Origin of the sequence: Solwaraspora sp. WMMA2065 (assembly GCF_030345075.1) — a bacterium.
Classification (GTDB): Bacteria; Actinomycetota; Actinomycetes; order Mycobacteriales; family Micromonosporaceae; genus Micromonospora_E.
Window position 1 is genome coordinate 1,936,164 of the sequence record NZ_CP128361.1, and the last position, 23,912, is coordinate 1,960,075.

23 protein-coding genes are annotated in these 23,912 nt (G+C 71.6%); 7 read left to right on the top strand and 16 right to left on the bottom strand.

Annotated features, from left to right (window positions below; genetic code table 11):
* Window positions 1-5: 5 nt before the first annotated feature.
* The gene (locus tag O7610_RS08810; RefSeq protein ID WP_289213033.1) at window positions 6-674 is read left to right on the top strand and encodes a cysteine hydrolase family protein; all 669 of its coding nucleotides are present in this window, start codon (window positions 6-8) and stop codon (window positions 672-674) included.
* Between the two features lie 133 nt (window positions 675-807).
* Here O7610_RS08810 and O7610_RS08815 read toward each other — a convergent pair whose 3' ends face one another.
* The 3 genes from O7610_RS08815 to O7610_RS08825 form a co-directional block, all read right to left on the bottom strand.
* Window positions 808-972: a hypothetical protein gene (locus O7610_RS08815; RefSeq protein WP_289213034.1), complete on the bottom strand. Its 165-nt coding sequence runs from the start codon at window positions 970-972 to the stop codon at window positions 808-810.
* A gap of 111 nt (window positions 973-1,083) precedes the next feature.
* Window positions 1,084-3,285: a putative bifunctional diguanylate cyclase/phosphodiesterase gene (locus O7610_RS08820; RefSeq protein WP_289213035.1), complete on the bottom strand. Its 2,202-nt coding sequence runs from the start codon at window positions 3,283-3,285 to the stop codon at window positions 1,084-1,086.
* Between the two features lie 120 nt (window positions 3,286-3,405).
* The gene (locus O7610_RS08825) at window positions 3,406-3,765 is read right to left on the bottom strand and encodes an SDR family oxidoreductase (protein ID WP_289213036.1); all 360 of its coding nucleotides are present in this window, start codon (window positions 3,763-3,765) and stop codon (window positions 3,406-3,408) included.
* A gap of 434 nt (window positions 3,766-4,199) precedes the next feature.
* Here O7610_RS08825 and O7610_RS08830 point away from each other — a divergent pair, with 434 nt between their 5' ends.
* A complete protein-coding gene (locus tag O7610_RS08830) occupies window positions 4,200-4,817 on the top strand; it encodes a TetR/AcrR family transcriptional regulator (RefSeq protein WP_289213037.1) in 618 nt (205 codons plus the stop codon).
* 12 nt (window positions 4,818-4,829) lie between these two features.
* On the opposite strand, the gene O7610_RS08835 is transcribed toward O7610_RS08830, so the two are convergent.
* The 12 genes from O7610_RS08835 to O7610_RS08890 all read right to left on the bottom strand — a co-directional run bounded on the left by O7610_RS08835 (window position 4,830) and on the right by O7610_RS08890 (window position 15,846).
* Window positions 4,830-5,255 (bottom strand): hypothetical protein, encoded by a 426-nt coding sequence (locus O7610_RS08835; RefSeq protein ID WP_289213038.1) that lies wholly within the window; start codon window positions 5,253-5,255, stop codon window positions 4,830-4,832.
* A gap of 179 nt (window positions 5,256-5,434) precedes the next feature.
* On the bottom strand, window positions 5,435-7,039 hold the full coding sequence (locus O7610_RS08840; RefSeq protein WP_289213039.1) for a polyamine aminopropyltransferase: 1,605 nt from the start codon (window positions 7,037-7,039) through the stop codon (window positions 5,435-5,437).
* Between the two features lie 33 nt (window positions 7,040-7,072).
* Window positions 7,073-7,498 (bottom strand): DUF350 domain-containing protein, encoded by a 426-nt coding sequence (locus O7610_RS08845; RefSeq protein WP_123602248.1) that lies wholly within the window; start codon window positions 7,496-7,498, stop codon window positions 7,073-7,075.
* A 31-nt stretch (window positions 7,499-7,529) separates the two neighbouring features.
* Entirely contained in the window at window positions 7,530-7,955 is a 426-nt protein-coding gene (locus O7610_RS08850; protein WP_123602249.1) for a DUF4247 domain-containing protein, read from the bottom strand.
* The gene (locus O7610_RS08855) at window positions 7,952-8,503 is read right to left on the bottom strand and encodes a DUF2617 family protein (protein WP_281555286.1); all 552 of its coding nucleotides are present in this window, start codon (window positions 8,501-8,503) and stop codon (window positions 7,952-7,954) included. The genes O7610_RS08850 and O7610_RS08855 overlap by 4 nt, the downstream gene beginning before the upstream one ends.
* A gap of 1 nt (window position 8,504) precedes the next feature.
* Entirely contained in the window at window positions 8,505-9,170 is a 666-nt protein-coding gene (locus O7610_RS08860) for a DUF4178 domain-containing protein (RefSeq protein WP_289213588.1), read from the bottom strand.
* Window positions 9,171-9,281: 111 nt separating this feature from the next.
* Entirely contained in the window at window positions 9,282-9,929 is a 648-nt protein-coding gene (locus O7610_RS08865) for a dienelactone hydrolase family protein (protein WP_281555287.1), read from the bottom strand.
* Window positions 9,930-10,028: 99 nt separating this feature from the next.
* A complete protein-coding gene (gene pabB, locus O7610_RS08870) occupies window positions 10,029-12,176 on the bottom strand; it encodes an aminodeoxychorismate synthase component I (protein ID WP_281555288.1) in 2,148 nt (715 codons plus the stop codon).
* Window positions 12,177-12,281: 105 nt separating this feature from the next.
* The gene (locus tag O7610_RS08875) at window positions 12,282-12,536 is read right to left on the bottom strand and encodes a hypothetical protein (protein WP_281555289.1); all 255 of its coding nucleotides are present in this window, start codon (window positions 12,534-12,536) and stop codon (window positions 12,282-12,284) included.
* Between the two features lie 68 nt (window positions 12,537-12,604).
* Entirely contained in the window at window positions 12,605-13,555 is a 951-nt protein-coding gene (locus tag O7610_RS08880) for a DUF8832 domain-containing protein (RefSeq protein ID WP_289213040.1), read from the bottom strand.
* Window positions 13,555-14,892, bottom strand: a complete 1,338-nt coding sequence (locus O7610_RS08885) for a choice-of-anchor B family protein (protein WP_289213041.1) — start codon at window positions 14,890-14,892, stop codon at window positions 13,555-13,557. The genes O7610_RS08880 and O7610_RS08885 overlap by 1 nt, the downstream gene beginning before the upstream one ends.
* Before the next feature lie 165 nt (window positions 14,893-15,057).
* Entirely contained in the window at window positions 15,058-15,846 is a 789-nt protein-coding gene (locus tag O7610_RS08890) for an SAM-dependent methyltransferase (protein ID WP_281555292.1), read from the bottom strand.
* Between the two features lie 385 nt (window positions 15,847-16,231).
* On the opposite strand from O7610_RS08890, the gene O7610_RS08895 reads away from it, so the two are divergent.
* Both O7610_RS08895 and O7610_RS08900 read left to right on the top strand, forming a co-directional pair.
* A complete protein-coding gene (locus O7610_RS08895; RefSeq protein WP_289213042.1) occupies window positions 16,232-16,390 on the top strand; it encodes a hypothetical protein in 159 nt (52 codons plus the stop codon).
* 25 nt (window positions 16,391-16,415) lie between these two features.
* Window positions 16,416-17,342 carry a low temperature requirement protein A gene (locus O7610_RS08900; protein WP_281555294.1) on the top strand — a complete coding sequence of 309 codons (927 nt, stop codon included), beginning with the start codon at window positions 16,416-16,418 and terminating at the stop codon, window positions 17,340-17,342.
* Here O7610_RS08900 and O7610_RS08905 read toward each other — a convergent pair.
* Complete coding sequence (locus O7610_RS08905; RefSeq protein WP_281555295.1) at window positions 17,248-18,447, bottom strand: PucR-like N-terminal domain-containing protein; 1,200 nt, start codon at window positions 18,445-18,447, stop codon at window positions 17,248-17,250. The genes O7610_RS08900 and O7610_RS08905 overlap by 95 nt on opposite strands.
* Window positions 18,448-18,650: 203 nt before the next feature.
* On the opposite strand from O7610_RS08905, the gene O7610_RS08910 reads away from it, so the two are divergent.
* From O7610_RS08910 to O7610_RS08920, 3 genes are read left to right on the top strand one after another with little or no spacing between them, the layout of a single operon-like run.
* On the top strand, window positions 18,651-20,915 hold the full coding sequence (locus tag O7610_RS08910) for an aminotransferase class III-fold pyridoxal phosphate-dependent enzyme (protein ID WP_281555296.1): 2,265 nt from the start codon (window positions 18,651-18,653) through the stop codon (window positions 20,913-20,915).
* A 4-nt stretch (window positions 20,916-20,919) separates the two neighbouring features.
* Window positions 20,920-22,536: a xylulokinase gene (locus tag O7610_RS08915; protein WP_281555297.1), complete on the top strand. Its 1,617-nt coding sequence runs from the start codon at window positions 20,920-20,922 to the stop codon at window positions 22,534-22,536.
* Window positions 22,537-22,540: 4 nt separating this feature from the next.
* On the top strand, window positions 22,541-23,908 hold the full coding sequence (locus O7610_RS08920) for an NAD(P)/FAD-dependent oxidoreductase (RefSeq protein WP_289213043.1): 1,368 nt from the start codon (window positions 22,541-22,543) through the stop codon (window positions 23,906-23,908).
* The last annotated feature ends 4 nt before the right edge of the window (window positions 23,909-23,912 follow it).

Genomic DNA, 23,912 nt, shown 5'->3' on the forward strand with positions numbered 1-23,912 from the left:
CTCCGATGGCCCGCAGCTACCTCGGTCACGTCCTACCCGACCGCCTCGACCTGAAGATCGAACCGACCCGGACGGCGCTGCTCGTCGTGGACATGCAGAACGACTTCGTGCACGACGACGGATACTGCGCGAAGGCCTTCGGCACGGCGATGGTGGCCGGCTTTCAGAGCGTGGTGACGCCGATCGCCCGGCTCGCCGCCGCAGCCCGCACCGCCGGCGTCGCGGTGCTCTACTGCCGGGTGGTGCAGCATCCCGACGGGTCGCTGGCCTCGCCGGTCTGGCTCGCCGACAACCTGCGGCACGGCTTCGAACCGCTGCACTGCATGCGTGGCACCTGGGGTTGGGAGATCGTGGACGAGCTCGCCCCGCAGCCGGGCGAGGTGGTGTTCGAAAAGCTGCGGCGCAGCGCGTTCGTCGGCACCCAGCTGGAGAACCTGCTCCGCAGCCGGGACATCCGCAGCCTGGTGGTGGCCGGTGTCGCCGGCACCGGATGTGTCGAGTCCACCGTCCGCGACGCGATCGAACGGGACTACTTCACCGTCGTGCCGGCCGACTGCGTCGCCAACAACAACGCCGAGCTCACCGCCGCCTGCGAACCGGCGTTCCGGGCCCTGCTCGCCTCGGAGGACTGGACCACCAGCGATCAGGTCGTCGCGGTCTGGACCGGCTCCTGACCCCGCCGTACGGGGACCGTCGTCGGTCTCGCACCGGACGCCGACGCCTGCTGATTCGCACCGGCTCCACCGGTGACGTTACGCACCGACCGGCGAACGCAGCATCACTGTCGCGAGACGGGGCACCGGCCGGTCAGCCGAATTGGTTCGCGGCGTCGGCCCGCAACCGGGCCTTGTCCGCCTTGCCGCCCGTGCGCATTACCAGATGACCGCCGCCGTGTGGATCCGCGGCATCCTGGCCGAACACCACGGGCTGCCGGTCGACGCGGTCAGCTACCGCACCGGCGGTCTGCACCACGCCGCCGGCGGGAGAAGCTGCTGGACCCGGCGGAACTGTTCGCCCCGGAGACCCTCGCCGACACCCTCGTCTGAACCCGACACCCGACATGCTGGCCTCAGTCCGGGCCGGCTACGACACGGCGGACCGGCGCAGCAGGGCCCGCAGGGCCGGCTCCTCCACCGGCCGGGACAGGCCGAACCCCTGCCCGAACTCGCAGCCCATAGCGGTCAGCTCGGCCCGCTGGTCGTCGTTCTCAATCCCCTCGGCCACCGTGCTGAGCCGTAGCCCTCGACTCATCGCCAGGATGGCCTGGACCACCGGCAGGCAGGTCGGATCCTCGGCGCCGATCCGGCTCACGAAAATCTTGTCGATCTTCAACTCGTCGATCGGATAGCGGTGCAGGTGGCCGAGGGAGCTGAATCCGGTGCCGAAGTCGTCGAGTGCGATCCGCACGCCGAGTCGACGCAGCGCGGACAGCTGCGACTCGATCGCGTCGTGCTCGGTGGCCAGGACGCTCTCGGTCATCTCCAGGGTCAGCGTGGCCGGCGGCAGGCCGGAGCGTTCCAACGCGGCGAGCACGTCCGCGACCACGTCGCCCAGCATGAACTGGCGCACACTGACATTGACGTTGATCTGCAGCGGTCGGCCGCTGAGCCGCTGCCATCCAGCACCGGTGACACAGGCCTCGCGGAGAATCCAGCGGCCTAGTGAAACGATCAGCCCACTGCCCTCGACCAGCGGGATGAACTGGTCCGGCCGGACCATGCCGCGCTGCGGGTGACGCCATCGGACCAGCGCCTCCACGCCGCGTACCGCACCGTCGGACAGCGCGTGGATCGGCTGGTAGTGCAGGACGAACTCGCGCCGCGACAACGCGTCCTGCGCCTCCACCTGCAGGCGCACCCGGTCGACCGCAGCCTGGTGCAGTTCGGTGCGGTACCGCACCCGACGGGCCCGGGGCGCGGCCTTGGCGATCTGCAACGCGATGTCGGCCTCGCGCATCAGCCGGTCGGCGTCGGCGTCGCCGTCGCTGACCGCGATGCCGACCCGGGCGCCGATCAGCCGCAGGTGGCCGGCCACCTCGATCGGCCGGTCGAAGACCGCCAACAGGTCGTCGGCGATCCGCTCGGTGTCGCGGGCAGCGGCCCGCTCGGCAGTCAGCAGCACCGCGAACTCGTCACCGCCGAGGGCGGCCAGCAGGTCGGTGGCCGCCAACCGGCGCCGCAGCAAGCCGGCGACCTCGACCAGCAGGTCGTCACCGGCCTGGTGGCCGAGAGCGTCATTGACCACCTTGAACGAGTCGATGTCGACCAGCAGCAGCGCGACGTCGGTGGTGCTGCCGAGCGCTGTGGCCAGGCGTTCCCGCAGCAGGGCCCGGTTGGCCAGGCCGGTCAGCGGATCATGGTACGCCTGATGGCGCAGCCGCTCGGTGAGCCGCACCCGCTCGGTGACGTCACGGACGGCGAACAACAGCCCGTGGACGTTCGGATCGTGCAGCAGGTTCTGCCCGCTGATCTCGACGGTGGCCGGCTCCTCGGCCTCCGGGGTCAAGACCCGGCACTGCAGGGCCTCCGCCGCGCCGGCGTCGCCGAGCAACCGCGAAATCCAGGCGTCGGCCGCCGGCCGGTCCGCCGGGACGATCCAGGACAGCAGCCGGTCGCCGGGCAGCCCGTCGGCGAGCCGGAACACGTCCGCCGCCGCCGGGCTCAGGTAGCTGACCGTGGTATCCCGGTCGGTCAGCACGATCACGTCGCGCGACGACCGGACGACCGCCTCGAACCGGGCCGCCGTGCCGGCCTCGTACCGGCGGACCGCGAGCAGCACCAGGCGCAGCGCCAACGACGACAGCAGCAGGCCGGGGCCGTACTGGCCGAGCTGCACCTCAGCCAGGGTGCCACCAGCGGCGAGCACGCCGGTGGTCATCGCCGCGAGGGTGAACCCGACCGACAGCAGAGCGGCGGGCAGGCCGCCGTAGAGTGCGCGCAGCGCGGTGCCGACGAACAGCACCCCGCCGGCCGGTAGCGCCCCGACCCCCCAGATCACCACGCCGACGGCGACGGCGGCGAGCAGGTCATGGCCGATCGTCGGTTGTTCCCGCCGGTACAGCCGCACGGCGAGCACCGCCAGGACGGCGACGGCCGGCAGCACCGGCCAGGACCGGCTCGGCTCGACCACAGGCGAGATTAGCCACTGTGGAACTACCGTAGCCAGGCATGCCAGCAGGAACGCCAGGAAGGCCCGGCGTACCACCGGCAGCAACGGCTGGTTCGTCCCGACCTTCACCCAGGAGCGCAGCGCGGTCAGCCACTGCCGGCGGCGTCCAGGGGCCATGTCCGCCAGACTACGGCCTGCGATCATGGCCCGGGGGGCCGACACTCCAGCGTTCGGTGTCCCTGGTGGACTGTTCGGTGGATAGCGTGGGCCGGGCCGCCGGTGGTAGCGCCCGGTACGTCACAACAAGTTGGACCGGTGGAATCCGCCATCGACCGGGACCATCGCCCCGGACAGGTACGACGAGTCCGGGGTCCGGTTGGGAAACGGCGCGTTGCCGACGACGATCCCGTTCGACGAGATCCCGTGAGACCCGTACTCCTTGGCGATCGAGGCGACCAGGGCACCCATTCCGGCCTTTGGCGGCCGCGTAGGCCGCACCGTTGACCTGGCCGTTGGTGCCGGAATCGAGCCGATGCCGACGATGTGCCCGCGCCCGGCGGCCAGCATGCCGGGCAGTACGGCCCGGGCGCAGAGGAACACCGAGGTGAGGTTGAACGCGAGGAATCCGCTCCAGTCCTCGATGCTGGCGTCGGCCACCGTCGCCCAGGCGGCTCCGGGCAGTGCTCCATCGGCGTTTGTTGACCAGGATGTCGGCTGGGCCGTACCGGTCGACCACCTCGGCGACCAGGGCGGCCACCTGGTCGGCCGAGGTGACGTCGCCGAGGTCACCGGCGGGTACCAGCTCGGCCCGACCGGGTCTCGGCGATGCTGTCGGGATTGATGTCGTTGACGACAACCCTCGCTGATTCGGCGGCAAACCGCAGCGCGGTGGCCCGGCCGGTCCCCGGCCGGCGCCGGTGACCAGAGCAACCTTTCCGGTGAATCTCCCGGGCATCGCGTCAGCCTTCCCGAAACTCGACCTGGGGCGACCCAGCCCCGCACCGACACCCGTCACACCGTCGCACCAAGCGCTTGATCGGCTCTGCTACGCTGGCGGCCGCTCGTTGGACCGCAGACCCGAAAGAGGCACCGTGGCAGAGTCGCTGGATCGACGACAGCAGATCATCGCCTGCGCGGCGGCCTTCTTCGCCAGTCGCGGCGTGGCCGCCACCACGGTCCGGCAGATCGCCGACGAGGTAGGCATCCTGTCTGGCAGCCTGTACCACCATTTCGACTCGAAGGAAGCGATCATCGAGGCCATCCTCGGCCCCTACCTGGAGGATCTGCGCCACCGGTACGCCGAGGTGCTGGCCGGAGAGAACGACCCGGCGACCCGGCTGCGCGAGCTGGTCCGCGCCTCGCTTGACACCGCCGCGGCCCACCCGCACGCCACCGAGATCTACCAGAACGACGTCAACTACCTGCGTGTCCTGGCCCGGTTCCACTACCTCAAGGACGTCGCCCGCGAGGTGCAGAGCGCCTGGCTCGGGGTGATCGAAGCGGGCGTCAGCAGCGGAGCGTTCCGCCCCGACATCGACACTCGGGTGTTCTACCGCTTCATCCGCGACGCGGTCTGGCTGTCGGTCCGGTGGTTCCAACCGAGCCCCGACAATCCCACCAGCCGGCTCGCCGACCAGTGCACCGCGATCTTCCTCGACGGCCTGGCCGCGCGCCCGACCGATGCGGGCACGCCGGCCCCGGCCGGCTGACCGGCTGGCTGCTCACCCGGCGGCCAACGAGCGCCCGCTCAGATATCCGTACCTCATTGCGGCGGCGAGCGTCGTACCGGCACCCGGATAGCCCGGTCCGAACGGGCTGGCCGCCATGTTCCCGCAGGCATTCAGCCCGCCGATCAGCCCACCGTCGACGTCACGCACGCCGCCCATCCGGTGCGTCGCCACCCGGCCCTGCTCGGCCAGCAGATCGAGATGCAACGCCGTATCGTTGACCGCTAGCATCCGGTGGTACGGCGGCCGATCGTCGAGCGTGCGGCGTCGCGTCCAGGGCAGGGTCCGCGCCACCAGGTACGCGGTCCACGCGCCGGCACCGACCGCGGCCGCCATCTCGGCCAACCGGTCCCGGTGATGGGCCAGCAGTTCGTCCGCCCGTCGATGGACGCTGTCACCCACCGGCCCGTGCGCCGGCACCGGTACACCCGTCCGCGACCGGGTGTGCCCCCGGCGTCATCCAGTCCGACCCCGTCGCCATCGGGCACCCCCTCGTGCTGACCAACCAGCCACCGACCATACCGGTCGCTTGCTTGGCTACCGGTGGTGCCGCTCACCCGTCGCCGGTGATCGTCCACACACCCAGCGGACACGGTGGATCAGTAGCCGCGCCACGCCGCCCGACTGTAGGTGAGCACCCGGGGGTCCAGCAGCGTCGACGGCTCGACCGGCACCGGGCCCCGGTCCGGTGGAAAGACCTGCGCCGCCCGCAGCACCTCGGGGTCCAGGAAGCGCAGCGTGGGCGCCTCCGCAGGTACCCGCGGCGTCGGCACCGGGCCGTCCCCCTCGCCGTCGGCGACCGCGAGCAGGAAGCCCCAGTCACCGAACGACGGGACATCGACGTGGTACGGCCGGGTCGTCCAGCCCGCATGCCGCACCGACGCCTCGATGCACCAGAAGGCACGCGGCGCGAAGTACGGGGACCCGGCCTGCACCACCATCCGGCCCTGCGGGCCGAGCGCCTGCCGGACCAGCGAGTAGAACTCCACTGAGTAGAGCTTCGCCGTCGCGGTCTGGTCCGGGTCCGGCAGATCGACGACGACCGCGTCGAAGACCCCCGGTGCGCCGCGCAGCCAGGCGAACGCGTCGGCGTGCACCAGGCGTACCCGTGGATCGTCGAAGGCCGCGCCGTTGAGCGCCCGGATGTCCGGCTCGGCCCGGGCCAACGCGACCACCGCCGGGTCCAGCTCGACGACCGTCACCGAGGCGACATCGGGGTAGCGCAGCACCTCGCGCAGGGCCAGCCCGTCCCCGCCGCCGAGCAGCAGCACCCGGTCCCGCCGACCGGCCAGCGCCGGATGGACCAACGCCTCGTGGTAGCGGTACTCGTCCACCGAGCTGAACTGCAGATCCCCGTCGAGGTACAGCCGCAGATCGGAGCCGTCGGCGACCGGCGACACCGCCCGGGTCAGGACGATCTCCTGGTAGCGGCTGCGTTCGGCGTGCACCACCGGATCCCGGTAGAGCTGCTGGCGCGCGGTCACCTCGAAGTCCGCCGCCACCAGATAGGCACCGGCCAGCGTCGCCATCACCACGGTGGCGGCCAGGACGACCCCGGCCCGGCCGCGCCGGCCGAGATCACCCCGGAAGACCGTGCCGACCAGCAGGATTCCGGCCAGCGCGTTCACCGCGCCGACCAGCAGCGCCCCACGCAACTGGCCGAAGAACGGGATCAGCAGGAACGGGAAGGCCAGACCGCCCAGCAGGGCACCGACGTAGTCGGCCGCGAACAGGTCGGCGACCGCGCTACCGGCCGACTGCGCCCGGATCCGCTGCAGCAGGACCATCAGCAGCGGAATCTCCGCCCCGATCAGCAGCCCCAGCACGAACGCGGTCGCCACCAGCGCGGGCGCGTAGAGGTCCAGCCAGGCAAAGGCGGCGTACAGGCCCAGCACCGACAACCCGCCGAGCAGCGCCAGGGTGAGCTCGACCGCGGCGAAGGCGACCACCGCGCGGTGCTGCAGCGGCTTGGCCGCCAACGCGCCGACGCCCATCGCGAAGACCATCACGCCCAGCACGATCGACGCCTGGCCGACAGTGTCACCGATCAGGTAGCTGCCGAGGGCGACCAGCGCCAACTCGTACACCAGGCCGCAGGCCGCGCAGACGAAGACCGCGGCCAGGACCGCCGGGCGGGCCAGCCGGGCGTACCGGGTGACGGGGCCGGCACCGTCACCCGGCGCCGGCACCACGACCGCCGACATCAACCGACCACCGACGACAGCTGCTCGCCGACATCAGCTGATCGCCGCCGCCACGATGGCACCGGTGGCAAGGTGGATGGTCGCGCTGACCCAGACCGCCGGGTGCGGCTCCCGGTCCACCAGAATGTCCCCGAGGCGGCCCGGGGTGACCGCGTCCAGCAGCACGAACGACACCGCCATCACGAGCAGGCCGAGCAGCCCGTACCCGGCGGTGCCGACCAGGCCGGTGACGAAGCTGTTCTCCCCGGCGGCGATCGCGGCCACGACGATGGTGCCCACCGCGAACAGGTTCGAGGCGAGCAGCACGGTCGCGTTGCGGTTGCGCTGCGCCCAGATGAGTTCGTGCAGCTTGCCCGGGGTGACCAGGTCGACCAGCAGGTAGCCGAGCGCCATCAGGACCAGACCCACCCCGGCGTACGCCAGGGTGAGCAGCAGATCGACGAACAGAGTGCGGAACATGTGCCAACTCCAGGTGGTGGGATGGGGGTGGTTACTTGCCGGTGCCGGGACCGCCGCCCCGGATCGTGCTGCCGCGCTGCCAGTTCCACGAGTTGCCGACGACGGAGCGGTACCGGGGGTACGCGGTCGTCATGCGTTCCAGCAGGATCAGCGAGCCGGCGGCGATCGGCAGGATGACCACCGAGTCGTCGCCGTAGCGCAGGTAGTGACGGTCACCGACGGTGTACTGGTCGGCCGGGCTGAACGCCCGGGTGAGCTGCTGCGCCACCTGGCGCGGTGGCAGGTCGGAGCGGTACCCCTCGGCGTCGGAGCCGATGTCGTCGACCACCGAGCGGGCGTAGCTGCGCTCGACGTAGCCGCGGGCGGAGAAGGTGCCGGCGGCCAGCCCGCAGCACGACACGATCACGCCCACCAGAGCGAGGACCACGCCACCGACGATCCACTTGCGGGAAGTCACCGTACTGTCACCACCGTCTCGGTCTCGACCAACTCGGCTGTCTGCGGGTACGCATGCCAGGTGCGCCAACTGATCCGTGCACCATCGATCCGGGCGTGCAGCGCGGTGAGTGCGTCGGGGCTGCCCGGGAAGACGCCGACCAGGGCATGCGGGTCGCCGGTCAGCTGCCGGCGGAGGTGGTCGGCCCGCCCGGCGAGCTCGCCGGCCGACAGCCGAAGCGCCCGCGCGGCGAACCGGTAGCCGTCATCGGCGTCCACCACCGCCGGCAGGTCGGGCGGGTGACCGGGCAGGCAGGCGAGCGTCTCGACCAGGTCATGGCCGGCGGTACGCAGCACGACCTGGTGCGAGGCCCCGAGTAACCGCAGGCGCAGCAGCCCTGCCGGCTGCGAACCGGGCGGCTGCGAACCGGAGCTGGAGCGGGCACCGCCGCCGGCGCCCGGCAGCGGCAGCTCGAGCACGTGCAGGGCGGGTCGCTCGGCCAGACCCAGCGCGAAGCTGAGCTCCGCCGCGCTGGTGTCGACGTACGGTGCGTCCAGGGCGACCAGCATGTCAGGCCTTCCCGACGGTAGGTGCCTGACCGGCGGAGGGGTAGATCATCACCTCGGCGCGGTGCAGCACCTCGCCGAAGCCGACCTCCCACCGGCCCGAGTCGCCAAAGCCTTCGAAGGACAGCCGGGCGTTGTCCGGGGCGGTGTAGTCGAAGTAGCGCACGAAGCCGCTGGGGGCCAGCCCGGTCGCCCCGACGCTGGTGAACCGGGCCTGGCCGGACTCGTCAAGCCGGTACCGGCGCCCGGCGACGTCCACCGCAGCCGGGCCGGGCTGCAGGTGTTGCAGGTCGGGCCCGGCCGCCCGCCACAACACCAGCTCCAGGTCGGGATCGGACTCGACGGAGAGCCACAGCTTGTCGCCCCGCGCGTCGTCGAGGAAGTGCTCGCTCCAGGTCCAGCTGCCCTCGGCGAAGTGCAGGCTGCCGCGGACCGCGTACGACTGTGCCCGGATCTCCACGATGTCGCCGGGGCCGAGGCGACGCGGATCGCCACGCAGCGCGTCGGTGTCCCCGGTGTGGAACGGGTCGACCGGTCCCCCACCGGACCTTTTTCGAGAGCTGCCGCCGCGGGTCCGGGTCTGCCACACGGCGATCGCCGCCACCACCACACCAGCCGTCGCGATCAGGCATCCCAGCCCGGTCACCAGGTAAGCAATGGTCCCGTTCATCATCGCCGCCGTCCTCCGCACGTCGCACCGGTCGACGACCGTAACAAGTGCGCGCACGTCACTCACCGGTAGCGCGACTAAGTGACGGGTCAGCTACAGAAAGCAGCGACTTCAGTGCAGGTGTGTGTCGAACCATCCGGCGGCGTCGGCGGCGACCCGGTCCAGCGCGCCCGGCTCGGCGAACAGGTGACCGGCGCCTGGCACCACCCGCAGGTCGTGCGGAGCCCGCAGGGCAGCCGCAGCCGCCGCGTTGAGCTCTGCGACCTGCGGATCAAGCTCCCCGACCAGCAGCAGGGTCGGTGCCCGCACCTCGGCCAGGACGTTCCCGGCCAGGTCCGGCCGACCGCCCCGCGACACCACGGCACCGACCCGTTCCGGCCGGGACGCGGCGGCACTCAGCGCCGCCGCCGCGCCGGTGCTGGCGCCGAACAGCCCTACCGGTAGGCCGTCGAGCTCCGGCTGTTCGACGGCCCAGTCCACCACCGCGGTCAGCCGCCGGCTGAGCAGGGCGATGTCGAAGCGCAGTTGGGCGGTGGTCGCGTCGATCTGCTCCTCTTCCTTGGTCAGCAGATCGGCCAGGACGGTCGCGAGGCCGGTCGCGTGCAGCCGGCCGGCCACCATCCGGTTGCGTGGACTGAGCCGGGAGCTGCCGCTGCCGTGGGCGAACAGCACCACCGCGCGGGTGCGGGCGGGCACCACCACGTCAGCGTCGAGCGCGACGTCGACGGCGGGGACGCGGGTCGCGGTGTCCTGGGCCACCTGGGCCGGATACCCGGCCGGCGACCGGTCATGCCTGCGACTTGACGATCAACCGTTGGCCGGCGGATCGCCCTGGCTGCCGGTGTCCAGCTCACCCCGTTACTGGACCGACCTGGTGGCCGACCGGTACGCGACGAGCAGTGCCCGTGCCTTGAGCATCGTCTCGTCGTACTCGTCGGCCGGGTCGGAGTCCAGCACGATGGCACCGCCGGTGCCGACGGTGAATCCGTCGCCGGTCAGCACCGCGGTACGGATCACGATGCTGAGATCGGCACCACCGCCAAGGCCGAAGTAGCCGAGGGCACCGGAGTAGATCCCCCGGGCCCGCTGCTCCAGCCGGTCGATGATCTCCATGGTGCGCAGCTTCGGCGCACCAGTCATTGACCCGCCGGGGAAACACGACCGTACGCAGTCGACCGCGCCTACCGACGGACGCAGCCGCCCTTCGACGGTGGACACCAGTTGGTGCAGGGTGGAATAGGTCTCGGTGGCCAGGAACCGGGGAACGCGCACCGAGCCGACCTCGCAGACCCGGCCGAGATCGTTGCGGAGCAGGTCGACGATCATCAGGTTCTCGGCCCGGGTCTTGGGCGAGCTGGCCAGCGTACGACGTAGACGGTCGTCCTCGTCGGCGTCGTCCGCGCGGGCCGAGGTGCCCTTCACCGGGCTACTGTCGACCCGGCCGTCCGGGCGGATGCGCAGGAACCGTTCCGGTGAGGAGCTGGCCACGGCGATGTCGTCCAGCCGCAGGTAGGCGGCGTAGGGCGCGGGGTTGGTCCGGCGCAGCGTCTGGTAGTAGGCCAGCGGATCCGCGACCGGTGGCAGCCGCAACTGGTTGGTCAGGCAGATCTCGTAGCTCTCGCCGCGGCGCAGCTGAGTGCGGGCCGCGTCGACGTCAGCGAGGTAGTGGCTGCGGTCGCGGGCGGACGTCACCCACCGCCGCAGGTCCGTCCCGGCGGGCGGTGCCGCCGACTTGCCGGACGGCCCGGGCCGCGCCGACGACGGCACCACCCGCAGCCGGGTCGCCGTCGCCGCCAGCCAGTCCCGGGCGGCGCGCTGCCCGGCGTCGTCGACGCTCAGCGCCACCAGGTAGGTGCGCCGGTGTAAATGGTCGACGGCCACCAGCCGGTCGGCGAAGATCCAGACCGCGTCGGGGGTGTCGGCCCGGCGGGCGGTGGTGGGCGCGCAGTCGGCCTTCATTTCGTAGCCGAGATAGCCGACGTAGCCGCCGGCGAAGTCGAACGGCAGCTCGGCTGGGGGCATCCGCCGCCGCGCCAACCGCTGGCGCAGCACGTCGAGTATGCCGCCGGGCTCCTGCTCGACCGGACGGGCCGGCCGGCGCACCTCGACCCGGCCGCTGCCGACCCGGTAGCTGAGCACCTCGGCCAGCGGTCCGTCGGCGTCACCGAGGAAGGAGAACCGGGAACGCCCGGCCGCGACGTCGGCGCCGTCGAGCCAGTACGCGTACTGTGCGTCGGCGTACAGCTCCAGGAAGGCCGCCTCGGTGTCGATCTCCGTGTCGACGACCGTCACGTCGCACCGCCAGCCGGGGTCGGCAGCCGCAGGGTCAGGGGCCGGCTGCCGGGTTGTCACCGACGCGGTGGCGGCGCGGCGCGGCCCGGCCGTCACCGGACGGACGGTGGCGGTATCAGTGGCGGTGGCTGGCCCGACGGCCCGCGCCAGGGCCAGGAAGTTGCCGACCAACCGGGCGCCGTGTTCGGTGCCGATCGACTCCGGATGGAACTGCACACCCCAGCGGGGCAACCGACGGTGCGTCACCGCCATCACCGTGCCGTCGGCGGCCCTCGCGCTCACCATGAGGTCCGCCGGCACCGGTTCGGTCACCTGCAGCGAGTGGTACCGGACCGCCGCGAAACCCTGGGGTATGCCGGCGAACAGTCCGGTGCCGGTGTGCCGCACCCGGTCGACCTGGCCGTGCCGGGCCCGTCGCTGGTCGACCCGCGCGCCGGCGTGCAACGCGATCGCCTGGTGACCGAGGCACACCCCGAGCACCGGCAGATCACGCCGACGGTCGAGCAATTCCCACCCCCAGCCGAGGTCGGTCACCCGGTGCGGCCGACCTGGGCCGGGCGAGATCACCACGCACTGCGCGGCGATCTGGTCGACGGCGGCGAGCCGGGGGTCGTCGTTGGCCAGCACGGTCGGCTCGCTGCCGGCGACCGCCGCGAGCAGCTGGAAGAGGTTGTACGTGTAGGAGTCGTAGTTGTCGACCAGCAGGATCCGCACCCGCCACCTCCCACCGCGTCACGGCACCGGCCGATTGTCCACCATCCGCCGGAGCGTGTTCTCGCGGTCGCCGACGGCGCCGGCGCCGGCAGGTACCGGAACGGCTCACCTGTCGGCCTCCGGGGCGGTCTCACCGACCAGTCGTTCGACGGTCGCCGGCGCGTACACCCGGGCACGGCCTACCAGCGCGACGATGAGCGGAGCGAGGACCGCGGCGAGGCCGAGGACCGCGGCCTGTTGTGCCTCGGTGAGCGGCAGGCCGAACGCGGTCACCACGCCCAGCAGCGCGGTGACTGCGGCGGTGATGCCGCCCACCGACCACAGCGGTTCGGAACTGCCCGGATTAGGGGTGACGGTCACGGGAAACCTCCTGGTCGAGCGGACACCGCCAAGACGCGGGACCGGGCCGGGAGGTTGACCGGTGCTGGTCAGATCGCGGTGACACTGAACTCTGCGGTCCGCACCACCTGACCGTGCTGGAATTCGAAGAACAGCTGGTAGGTGCCGGCCGACGGGACCTGGACGGCGAACGCCACCACCGAGCTCGGGTTGGTCGCCGGGGCCGGATGCACGTGCAGGTAGCCGAGGTCGCCGTGGCGCAGCGCGACGAGGTGGCCGAACGAGCCGAGATACGGCTCCAGGTCCGGCACCGGCTCGCCGTCGCGGCCGAGCCAGACCAGTACCTGGGAGGCCTCACCTGGACGCAGTCCGCCGTCCAGGGTGACTGTGTAGCCGTCGACCAGGACGGTCGCTTCGTCCACCGGGGCAGCCGGGCGGATCGTGTACCCGCCGGTGACCAGCAGGTCCGCGCCGAGCGTCAACGACGTGTCGGCACCGGCCGGGACGAAGTCGGCGATCATCCGGTAGGCGCCGCCGCCGGGCAGGGTGATGCCCACCCGCCAGGTGCCGGCCGGGTCCCGCTGCGGGTGCAGGTGCTGGTAGCCGGCGAAGTCCCGGCCGACCACGACCAGGTGCAGATCCCGCTCGTGGTTACGCCGGTAGCCGGTCAACGGTGCACCGTCCGGGCCGAGGATCCGAAAGGCCAGCTCGGCGGCGGCCTCGGCGGTGGTCGGAGCATCCAGCAGATCCAGCCGGTATCCGTCCTGGCTGACACCGAGACCGCCGACCACATGTCCGGCGTGGGCGGCGGTGGACCCGCCGACCGCCGACGTACCGGCAGCCGGGCCGGTCGCCCGGCCGGCGACGAACCCGGCGGCGGCGACCAGCAGGGTCAGCGTCGCGGCCGTGACGATCCGGCTGGTCGGTCGGCGGCCGGTCGGTGCCGGGGCAGCACCCGGCGACCCTGGCGGGGCGGCAGCCGGCGACCCCGCCGGCGCGGCAGCCGGCGGGGTCGTGTGTCGGGTGGTGGAGGTCGTCATCAGACCGGAATCCGGCGGTCGACGGTCACCGGCCGGTCTGCGGCCGACGTGACAGCGGGCAGGTTCGGCCGGAGCACGAACAGCCCTTGCTCGATGCCGCTGACCACCACCGTTCCGCTGGCGAAGTACGGGTACACACTCCATGCCCCGTTCATCGAGGCGGAGTCGCTCGACGGGTAGACGTCGAAGTACCCAGCTTCGGTCAGCGTCCCGGCGGCGATGCCGCTCAGGTCGAGGATGCGCAGTCCGGCCCGGTAGTTGGCCTGGTAGCTGTAGTTGCCCTTGACGTACTGGTTGTGGTCGGTGGCCGCCGCCGAGGAGGTATGGGTACCGATGTGCCGGGGCGCGTCAAGGTCGTACAGGTCGAAGACGAAGGTCCTCGTCCCGCCACCGGCGCGGGTCTCGTCCAGCTCGTCGTCGAGGACGAAGTACCGGTGGTTGTCGGTGAGCCAGCCCTGATGGGTGTACTGCCGGCCGGAGTACGCGGCCCGGACGATCTGCCGAGGACTGGCCTTGCTGGTCACGTCGACGATGGTTACGGTGTCCTCGTTGGAGCTGACGCAGATCTCCCGGCCGGTGTAGGCGCTGTCCGGGCCCTGGTAGACGACGCACTGGGTGTCGTGGGTGTAGCCGTCCTGGTTGACGCATCCGGCGTAGGCCGGAGATGTGGGCGTCCTGATGTCGATCATGTGCAGGCCGCCCCGGCAGGTGTTCGATCCCACCGCGTACGCGTATCCGGTCTGCTCGTTGATCGCGATGTTGTGCGAGTTGCCGAACCGGTTGTAGTGCGCGTCCGCAGTGAAGGTCTGCGGGCTACCCACGCCGCGCAGCCGGGTCAGGTCGAACACCTGCATTCCGTGGCCACGGACGTCGGCGACGACGAAGGCGTGGTTGCGGTGGACCTTTATGTCGCGCCAGATCGCGGTCCGGTTCTGGTAGGCCGGCAGGTTGCCGAGGTACACCGGCGCGGTGGCATCGGTGACATCGACAAACGAGGTGCCGTTGCGGCGCCCGACGATCGCGTACTCGCGGCCGGTGCCCGGATCCGTCCAGCCCCAGATGTCGTTGGCCTGGCTGCCGCCGATCTGGCTCAGTGGCAGGAAGGCCATCAGGTCCACGTTGCGGCATGGGTAGCCGCCGGCCTGGCCGTTGCTGCAGTTCACCTGCGCCAGCGCGGTGAGCTGCTGGGTTGGCTCCCGCTGGGCCATGAAGGCCACGGCCGAGGACCGGCCGGCGGGTGTGTCGGGGTCGTGAGCCGACGACGCCCCGGGTAGTCTGGCGAGCAGCCCGCCGACCAGGGCCAGTGTGACAGCGGCTGTCGTCCATCGGGTTCGCATCCGGGCCTCCCCTGCCGTCGCTGCGATCGCCGCCGCCGGCTGCCCGTCAGGCGGCTCCCGACCGACCTTCGGACGCCGTCGCGTCGGCTCCTGCGCCAGGCGTGCGACGTCCGAAGTGTCCGGTCAAGAGCCGGGGAGGATACCGAACCGCTCATACCGGATCGGTTATCCGACGCGGGCCATCCCGCCGTAGCCGAGCTGCCGGGACGGAGTCTGTGCGTCCACGTCGAGACCCGGGTCGGGCCGCCAGTCCGCCATCAGGGTCACGCCGGGCTCGACCAACTCCATCCCGTCGAACCAGGAGGTGATGGTGGCCTTGTCCCGGACGTAGAGGTTCGCGCCGACGCCGGCCCGGTAGGCGGCGACCATCCGGTCCACCTGCCCACGGGTCTCCTCGTCCGCGGTGTCCGCGCTGAGGTGCGACATCGCGATGTAGCTGCCCGGTGCAAGCGCGTCCCGGTAGGCCGCGACGAGCCCGGCCGGATCCTCGTCGTCCTGCACGAAGACGAGCAGCCCGCCGAGGACGATGCCGACCGGCTGCGACAGGTCGATCAGCTCGCGGACCGCCGGATGCGACCACACCTGGTCGGGGTACTTGCCATCGACCTCAGCCATCGCCACCAGCGGTTCCGTGGCGAGGATGTCGTCACCATGGACGACAGCCGAATGGTCGTTGTCCACGTAGATCACCCGGGCCTGCGGATCCAGGGCGTGCGCCACCTCGTGCGTGTTGCCGACCGTCGGCAGTCCTGAGGCGATGTCGATGAGCTGCCGCACGCCCCGGCCGACCAGGTAGCGCACCGAACGGCGCAGCCAGTCGCGGTTGCTCCGGGCGAGCAGGTCGACGCTGGGCAGCATCAGCTTGATGCGTTCGGCCCGCTCACGGTCGATCGCGAAGTTGTACAGTCCACCAAGGTAATAGTCGTAGATTCGGGCGATGTTGGCGTTTTCCACATCGGCTCGTACATCGCCCGACTGTCCGATAGTTGCCGTCATTTGCACGACCCTTCAGCGAGATGACGGACACACCGGACAGGCGCGCCCGCGAACACGAATGCTGGCACGGCAACTGTAAGTGGGATCATCGAGTCCAGACAGTGCCACGGGATGATCGCACTGGTGCACAGCGACGAGATCCATCGGGCCATTTCCGGGTTTTCCAGTCCGTATCAGCTGTCGGCCGGCCCGGGCCGACGGCGGCCCGACCACTGCCCGGCGTCGATTTTCGGTCCGCCACCCGTCAACGAACTACGATCACCGTAGGTGAACAAGCGCACACCGACGGGTCTGGGTCGGTACGTCCGGACGCAGGTACCGCGAGGCCGCTGCGGAGGCAGGCATGGACGAGACCCGGCCGACGCGCGGCGGGCTGCGCTCGGTCCGTCCCGGCGCCCGGGTCGACCGGCTGGAGATCTTCTTCGACCTGGTCTTCGTCTTCGCGTTCTACAACATCGCCCGGGTGACCTCACCGGCCAGGGTCTCGTCGCCGGGATGCTGATCCTGGCGCTGCTGTGGTGGGCGTGGTGTTCACACCTGATGCTCGCCAACCGAATCCGGCTCGGGAGGGCATCGCCCCGCTGGTGATGTTCGCGGCGATGGCAGCGGTCTTCACCGCCGCGCTGACCATCCCGCAGGCGTTCACCGACAAGCCGAGCGGCCTGCCCGGTCCGCTGCTGATGGCCGGCTGCTACCTGGTCGTCCGGGGCCTGCACCTGCTGCCGTACCTGGGTCTGTCGTCGAACGTCGTGTTCGCGTTGCAGGTCGGCTGTTGGCTGGCCGCGCTGACGGTCGAGTACGCCGCCGGATACCTGCTGACCACCTGGGGATGGGCGGTGCGGGCGGCCAACCACTGGGTGGAGCGGTTCGAACTCATCCTGATGATCGCGCTGGCCGAACTGATCGTGTCGGTCGGCGTCGGCAGCGACCTGATCGCCCGGCCGGTCACCTGGCCGGCGGGTGGCGGCGCGACCTTCGCGGTGGCGGTCGCCGCCGCCCTGTGGTGGTCACACTTCGACCTGGTCGCGCCGGCCGCGCTGCAGGCGTTCCACGCCACGTTGTTCTTTGTCGCCCAGGTGGGGTTCCAGGCCCGGATGCTCGGCACGGTCACCGTCACCCGGGTCGCGGTCGTCGGTGTGCTGGTCGGGCTCGTTCCGGTCGCCGCCCGGGCGCCGGCGCTGGCTGGTACCGCGCTGCTGGCCGTGGTGTGCGTCGGCCTGGTCCTGGCCGAGCTGGTGCTGCTGCGGAAGTCCCGCCGGCGGCTGCGGGAGGCGTCGATGCACGAGCGGCTGACCCACGAGGCCCGCGAGTCGGCGTGGCGGCAGCGCCGCTACCACCGACCGGCCGGCGCAGGACCGGTCAGCGGGGGTCAGCGGCGGCGAGCACCACCAGCAGCTCGAACCGTCGGTCCGGGTCGTCCAGGTCGCCGCCGAGCAGCGTCCGCAGCCGCCTGAGCCGGTAGCTGACGGTCTGGGGATGGATGAACAGGTCGGCGGCGACCGCCGACCTGGACCCCCAGTGCCGCAGCCAGCTGTGCAGCGTACGCAGCAGTCCGTCGCGCTGGGCGGGCGGCAGCGCGGCGAAGGGCGCCAGCCGGCGGCCGGTCAGCACCGCCAGCGCGTCGGGCTGGCCGTGCAGCGCCAGCACGGTGAGGTGGTCCTCGGCGAAGACGGCGGTACGGTCGACGGGACCGCCCTGGTCGGCTCCGCCGGTCCGGACGACGGTCGCCGCGAGCTCGGCAAGTCGTACCGCCTGGGGCACCTGCGGCCAGGGCAACGCCGGGCCCACCGTGGCCCGCCAGCCGCGCAGTGCGTCGGCCAGCGCCGGTCGGGTGGTCCGGGGGCCGGCGCGCAGCAGCAGTACGGCGTCGCGGCCCCGGTCGACCACGATCCCGTCGGTACCGAACCGGAACCGTGCGTCGCGGGCCTGCCGGGCCGGCAGCACGACCGGCAGCACGGTGGCCAGGTCCCGCCAGCCGGCCCGGGCGGCGGCCGCCGCGACGGTGGCGGCGCCGGCTCCGCCGACCAGCAGCAGTTCGCCGAGCTGCCGGCGGGCCCGGTCGCCCTCACCGGACTGTTCGCGCAGCTGGCGGGCGAACCCGTCGGTGCCGGCCGCAGCCAAATCGTCGACGAAGCCGGTGACCGCGTCGGCGCAGTCGGCAAGGGCCTCGGCGTCGACCGGTCGCACCGTGGCGAGCGCCTGACCGACCTGACGCAGCAGCAGTCGGCCGGCCACCCGCAGGGCGGCGAGCAGTGCCTGGGGGCCACGGTCCTCCCGGGCCTCGGCCGCGCCGAGCGCGACGAAGACCTCCCGCACCCGGGGCGGCAACGCCGGCTCGGTGGTGCCGACCAGATCCAGGAAACGCTGGAGGGCCACGTCGACCGCGGTCCGGACGTCGGCCTGGAGTTTCGGGTCGTCGATCCCGACGAACTCAGGGGTCAGTTCGGTCACCGCGGCGGCCACCGTGTCGACCACCGCCGCCAGCCGGGGCCGCATTGCCGGGGCCAGCTCGACGGGTAGCCGCTGCCAGGGGGTGACGGTCACCGGACGGACGGGCACCCCGCCATCCTGTCACGTGGCGACAATCCGGTCGGGGAATCCGGCCCAGAGCAGCGGGTAGACGGCAGCGTACGCAGGCGAGGATTGTCACATGGTGACAATCCGGTCGCTGTTTTCCGCTGCCGGCGGGACGGTGTCCCAGCGCCGGCCGGCAGCGAGGATAGGTTCTTCGCCGCGTACCCCGGAGGACCGGAGGACCCGCCATGGACCACCACACTTCCCGCCGACACGTCGTCGAGATGTGTCGAACCATGCTGGACCGGGGCTATCTGAAGGCCACCGAGGGCAACGTGTCGGTCCGGGTTCCGGGGCACCGGCTGTACGCCGTCACGCCGAGCAACTACGACTACGACCGGATGCGGATCGAGGACGTCTGCCTGGTCGACTTCGACGGTACGCACGTACCCGACGGCACCGGTAGTGACCTCGCGCCATCGATCGAGGCCGGGATGCACGCCAACATCTACCGGCAGCGGCCCGACGTCAACGCGATCGTGCACACCCACCAGCCGTACGCCTCGGCCCTGGCGTTCCTGCGCCGTCCGATCCCTGCGCTCACCGACGAGCAGGTGCGCTTCCTCGGCCGCGAGGTGGCGATCGTCGACTACGCCCCGTCCGGCACCGGGATGCTGGCCCGCAACGTGCAGAAGAAGGTGGCTAGCGGCGACAACGCGTTCATCATCGCCAACCACGGGGTCGTCGCGCTGGGGACCGAACCGGACCGCGCGGTGTTCAACATGGCACTGCTGGAGAAAGTGTCGATCGCCTATCTCCTGGCGTTGACCAGCGAAGCCGGCAAGGTCTACACCATCCCGACCGCGGTCCGGGAGGTCGCGTTCACCAAGCTGCGCGCCGATGAGAAGCGGATCGCCGCGCAGATCACCGAGGCGGTTCCGCCGGTGCGGGTGCCCGCAGATGAGCAACTGCCCAGTGCGGACGCGGTGGCGGCGGCGATCGCCGCCGCCGGGCCGCCGGTCGCCGACACCACCACCGTGCAGACCCCGGGCAGCGAGTCCGCGCGACTCGGCTACGCGATCACCGAGTACCTCGACGTCGACGACACGATGCGCCGGCTCAAGGCCCTGGTCGCTCAGCCGGTACGCGGGTTGCGTCACGACGCGATGCTCGACGTGCTCGGCTACTTCAACGACCGGTGCCGGGCCAGCAAGGAGATCACCGAACGGGCAAAACGCCGCATCCCGGGCGGGGTGCAGCACAACCTGGCCTTCAACTACCCGTTCCCGTTGGCGATTGACGCGGCCGACGGCGCCTACCTGACCGACCGCGACGGCAACACCTACATCGACTTCCTGCAGGCCGGTGGCCCGACGATCCTGGGCAGCAACTACGGCCCGGTCAACGAGCAGGTTGCCGCGGTGGTGAAGGAGTCGGGGCCGGTGACCGGGCTGTTCCACGAGTACGAGCTGAAGCTCGCCGAGATCATCCACCGGTACCTGCCGCACATCGAGATGTACCGGTCGCTCGGCTCCGGCACCGAGGCGGTGATGGCGGCGGTCCGGGGTGCCCGCGCCTTCACCGGCAAGCACATGGTGATCAAGGTCGGCGGCGCCTACCACGGCTGGTCCGACACGATGGTGTACGGGCTGCGAGTGCCCGGCACGTACCGGATGAACGCCAAGGGCATCCCGTTCGGCGCCACCGCCAACACCCGGGAGGCGTTCCCGCACGATCTCGGCGCGTTGCGCCGCAAACTGATCGAGAACCGGGTCCGCGGCGGCACCGCCGCGGTGATCGTCGAGCCGCTCGGCCCCGAGTCCGGCACCCGACCGGTGCCACGTGACTTCAACGCCCGGGTCCGCGCGTTGTGCGACGAGTTCGGCGCGCTGCTGATCTTCGACGAGGTGGTCACCGGGTTCCGGGTCGGGCTCGGCGGGGCGGCCGGCTACTTCGGCGTCATCCCCGACCTGACCGTGTTCGGCAAGGCGGTCTCCGGCGGCTACCCGATGGCCGGCGGCGTCGGCGGGCGGGCCGAGGTGATGGCCGTCTTCGGCGCCGGGCTCGACGGGCGCGGCGGGACGCACATCCAGGTCGGCGGCACCCTGTCGGCGAACCCACTGTCCTGCGCGGCCGGCTACTTCGCCATCGCCGAGATGGCCCGGACGAACGCCCCGGTGATCGCCGGTCGGGCCGGGGACCGGCTCACCCGGGGGCTGCAGCGGCTGATCGACCGGTACGGTCTGCCGTACGTGGCCTACAACCAGGGGTCGATCGTGCATCTGGAGTGCAGTGGCGTCATGCTGCTCGACATGCGCAACCCGATCAAGCTGCTCAGGGAGAACAAGTCCCGCAAGCGGCTGATGGAGCAGATGGGTGCGGCGTACACGGCGCACGGTGTCGTCACCCTGGCCGGCTCCCGGATGTACACCTCGATGGCCGACACCGACGAGGTGATCGACTCCGCGCTGGACCGTTTCGACCGGGTGTTCGCGCAGGTGGAAGGGGTCTGACCCGGTGCCGGCCACGCCCCCGCAGGTTCTCGCGATCGACCTGGGCACCTCCGGGATGAAGGCGGCGCTGGTCGCAGTGGACGGCACGGTGACCGGCTGGGCTCAGCGGCCGGTGCCGCTGGTGGTGCTGCCCGGCGGCGGTGCCGAGCAGGACCCGCACGACTGGTGGCGGGCGCTCGCCGAGGTGGTCGCCGAACTCGGCCGGGCTCATCCGGAACACCTGCGGGCGGTCACCACCGTCTGCTCGTCCGCGCAGGGTGAGGGGACCATCGCGGTGGACGCCGCCGGTGAACCCCTCACCCGCTGTATCACCTGGTTGGACATGCGCGGTGCGGCGCACCTGCGTCGGCAGTTCGGCGGCTTTCCGGCGTACGGCGGAATGTCGGTCCGCCGGATCGTCCGCTGGCTGCGGCTGACCGGCGGGATGCCGTCCGCCACCGGTAAGGACCCGGCCGCACACATGCTGCTGGTCCGCGACACCATGCCGCAGGTGTACGCGCGGACCGCGACCTTCCTCAACGCGCTGGACTGGATCAACCTCAAGCTGACCGGCCGTACGGTGGCCACGGTCGACTCGATCCTCACCTCGTGGGTGACGGACAACCGCCGACCCGACCGGGTCCGCTACTCCCCCGCCCTGGTCGCCGACTGCGGCATCGACGCGGACAAACTGCCGCCGATCGTGGCCTGCACCGAGGTGATCGGCACGCTGTGCCCGGACGCCGCCGCCCACCTCGGTCTGCCGCCGACCGTCCAGGTGGTGGCCGGGGCGATCGACACCACGGCGGCGGCGATCGGCGCCGGCACCACCGCCGACGACGACCCGCACCTGTACCTGGGTACCTCGTCGTGGATCGCGGCGCACGTGCGGCGCAAGAAGACCGACCCGGTCGCGCAGATCGCCGCCGTGCCGTGCGCGATCGGCGACCGGTACCTGATGACCGCGCTGCAGGCCACCGCCGGGGCGAACCTGACCTGGCTGAAGGACAAGATCGTCGAGTACGACGATCCGCTGGTCGGTGCCGGCCGCCTCGCCACCGACGAGACGTCGATCTTCGACGCGTTCGACGCGATCCTGCCGACCGTGCCGGCCGGCGCGAACGGGGTGCTCTACCTGCCGTGGCTGTACGGCGAACGCGCCCCGGTCGACGATCCGGACCTGCGTGCCGCGTTTGTCAACATCTCGCTCGACACCAACCGCTCGGATCTGTTGCGGGCCGTCTTCGAAGGCGTCGCGTTGAACACCCGGTGGCTGTCGGCGGCGGTCGACCGGTTCCTCGGCACCCCGGTGACCTCGTTGACGGTCACCGGTGGCGGTGCCCGGTCGACGGCCTGGTGCCAGATCTTCGCCGACGTGCTCGGCGTCGAGGTGCGTCGGGACCCGGACCCGGTCGCGGTCAACGCCCGTGGCGCCGGCTGGATCGGCGCGGTCGGCACCGGGCAGCTGACGTTCGGGCAGATCCCGGCGTTGCTGCGGACCGACCAGGTGTTCGCCCCGACGGCGGCGCACCGCGTCCGCTACGACGAACTCTTCGACGTCTACCGGGAGCTGCACCGCCGACTCGCCCCGGTGTACCGGCGGATGCCCGGTGGTGCACATCGGACCGATCGACGAAGATAGCGGCATGGTCCGATCCGTTCCCGCCACCCGGCACGCGGTCGTCATCGGCGGCAGTCTCGCCGGGCTGTGCGCGGCCCGCGCCCTCGCCGAACACGTCGACCGGGTGACCGTCGTCGACCGCGACCGGTTCCCCGACACGCCGCAGGTCCGCGCCGGCGTCCCGCAGGCGCACCATCTGCACGTGCTGATCACCGCCGGGCAGCGCGCGCTCGATCAGCTCTTCCCCGGTCTGATCGCCGAACTGCACGCCGCCGGCGCGGTCCGGGTCGACGCGCCGACCGACGTCCTGTACCTCACAGCGACCGGCTGGCGGGAACGGTTCCCGGCGACCCACCAGCTGGTCGGGACCAGCCGGGAACTGCTCGACTGGACGGTGCGTCAGCGGCTGGCCGTCGATCCACGCATCCGGTTCGAGCCGGCCCACGACGTGGTCGGGCTGCTCGGCGCCGACGGCCGCGACGCGGTCACCGGCGTACGGATGCGTCCCCGCGCGGCGGGTGCCGCCGAGCGGAACCTGCCGGCCGACCTGGTGGTGGACGCCAGCGGCCGCGGCTCACACGTGCCGGACTGGTTGGCCGAGCTCGGCTACGGCCGCCCCGACGAGACCCGGGTCGACTCCGGACTCGGCTACGCGAGCCGGCGCTACCTGCTGCCGCCGGGCGCCAGTAACGGGTGGAAGAACATCGTGGTGATGCCGCAGCCGCCACGCTCTGGTCGGGGCGGGGTGATCTACCCGATCGAGAACGGACGGTGGATGGTGACCCTCGGCGGACTCGGCGGGGACCACCCGCCGACCGATGAGGCCGGTTTCCTGGAGTTCGCCCGCGGGCTGCGCAGCCCGCTGATTCACCAGGCGATCCGCGACGCCACGCCCGACTCACCGATTCACGGGTTCCGCAACACCGCCAACCATCGCCGCCGGTACGAGGCGATGCCACGCTGGCCGGACGGGTTCGCGGTGGTCGGCGACGCCTCGTGCACCTTCAACCCGGTCTACGGCCAGGGAATGGCCGTGGCTGCCCGGACGGCGGTGGTGCTGGCCGAGCAGCTGCGCGACAGCGGTGGCACGCTGGGCCGCGCGGCGCAGGCCCGGGTGGCCGACTGCAGCGAGACCGCCTGGCTGATCGCCACCGGCGCCGACCTGCGGTACCCGACGACCGTCGGGCCACGGCCACGGCGCGGCGGTGGACTGTCCCGCTGGTACCTGGACCGGGCAGCCGACGTGGCCAACCGCGATCCGTACGTGCAGCGCGCCCTGACCGACGTGTTCCACCTGGTCGCACCGTTGTCCGCAGTGGTCCGCCCGGCCGTCGCGCTGCGGGTGCTGCGCGGTCGGCCCGGCCCGCAGCTGGTCGCACCGCCGTCGAGCTGACGCT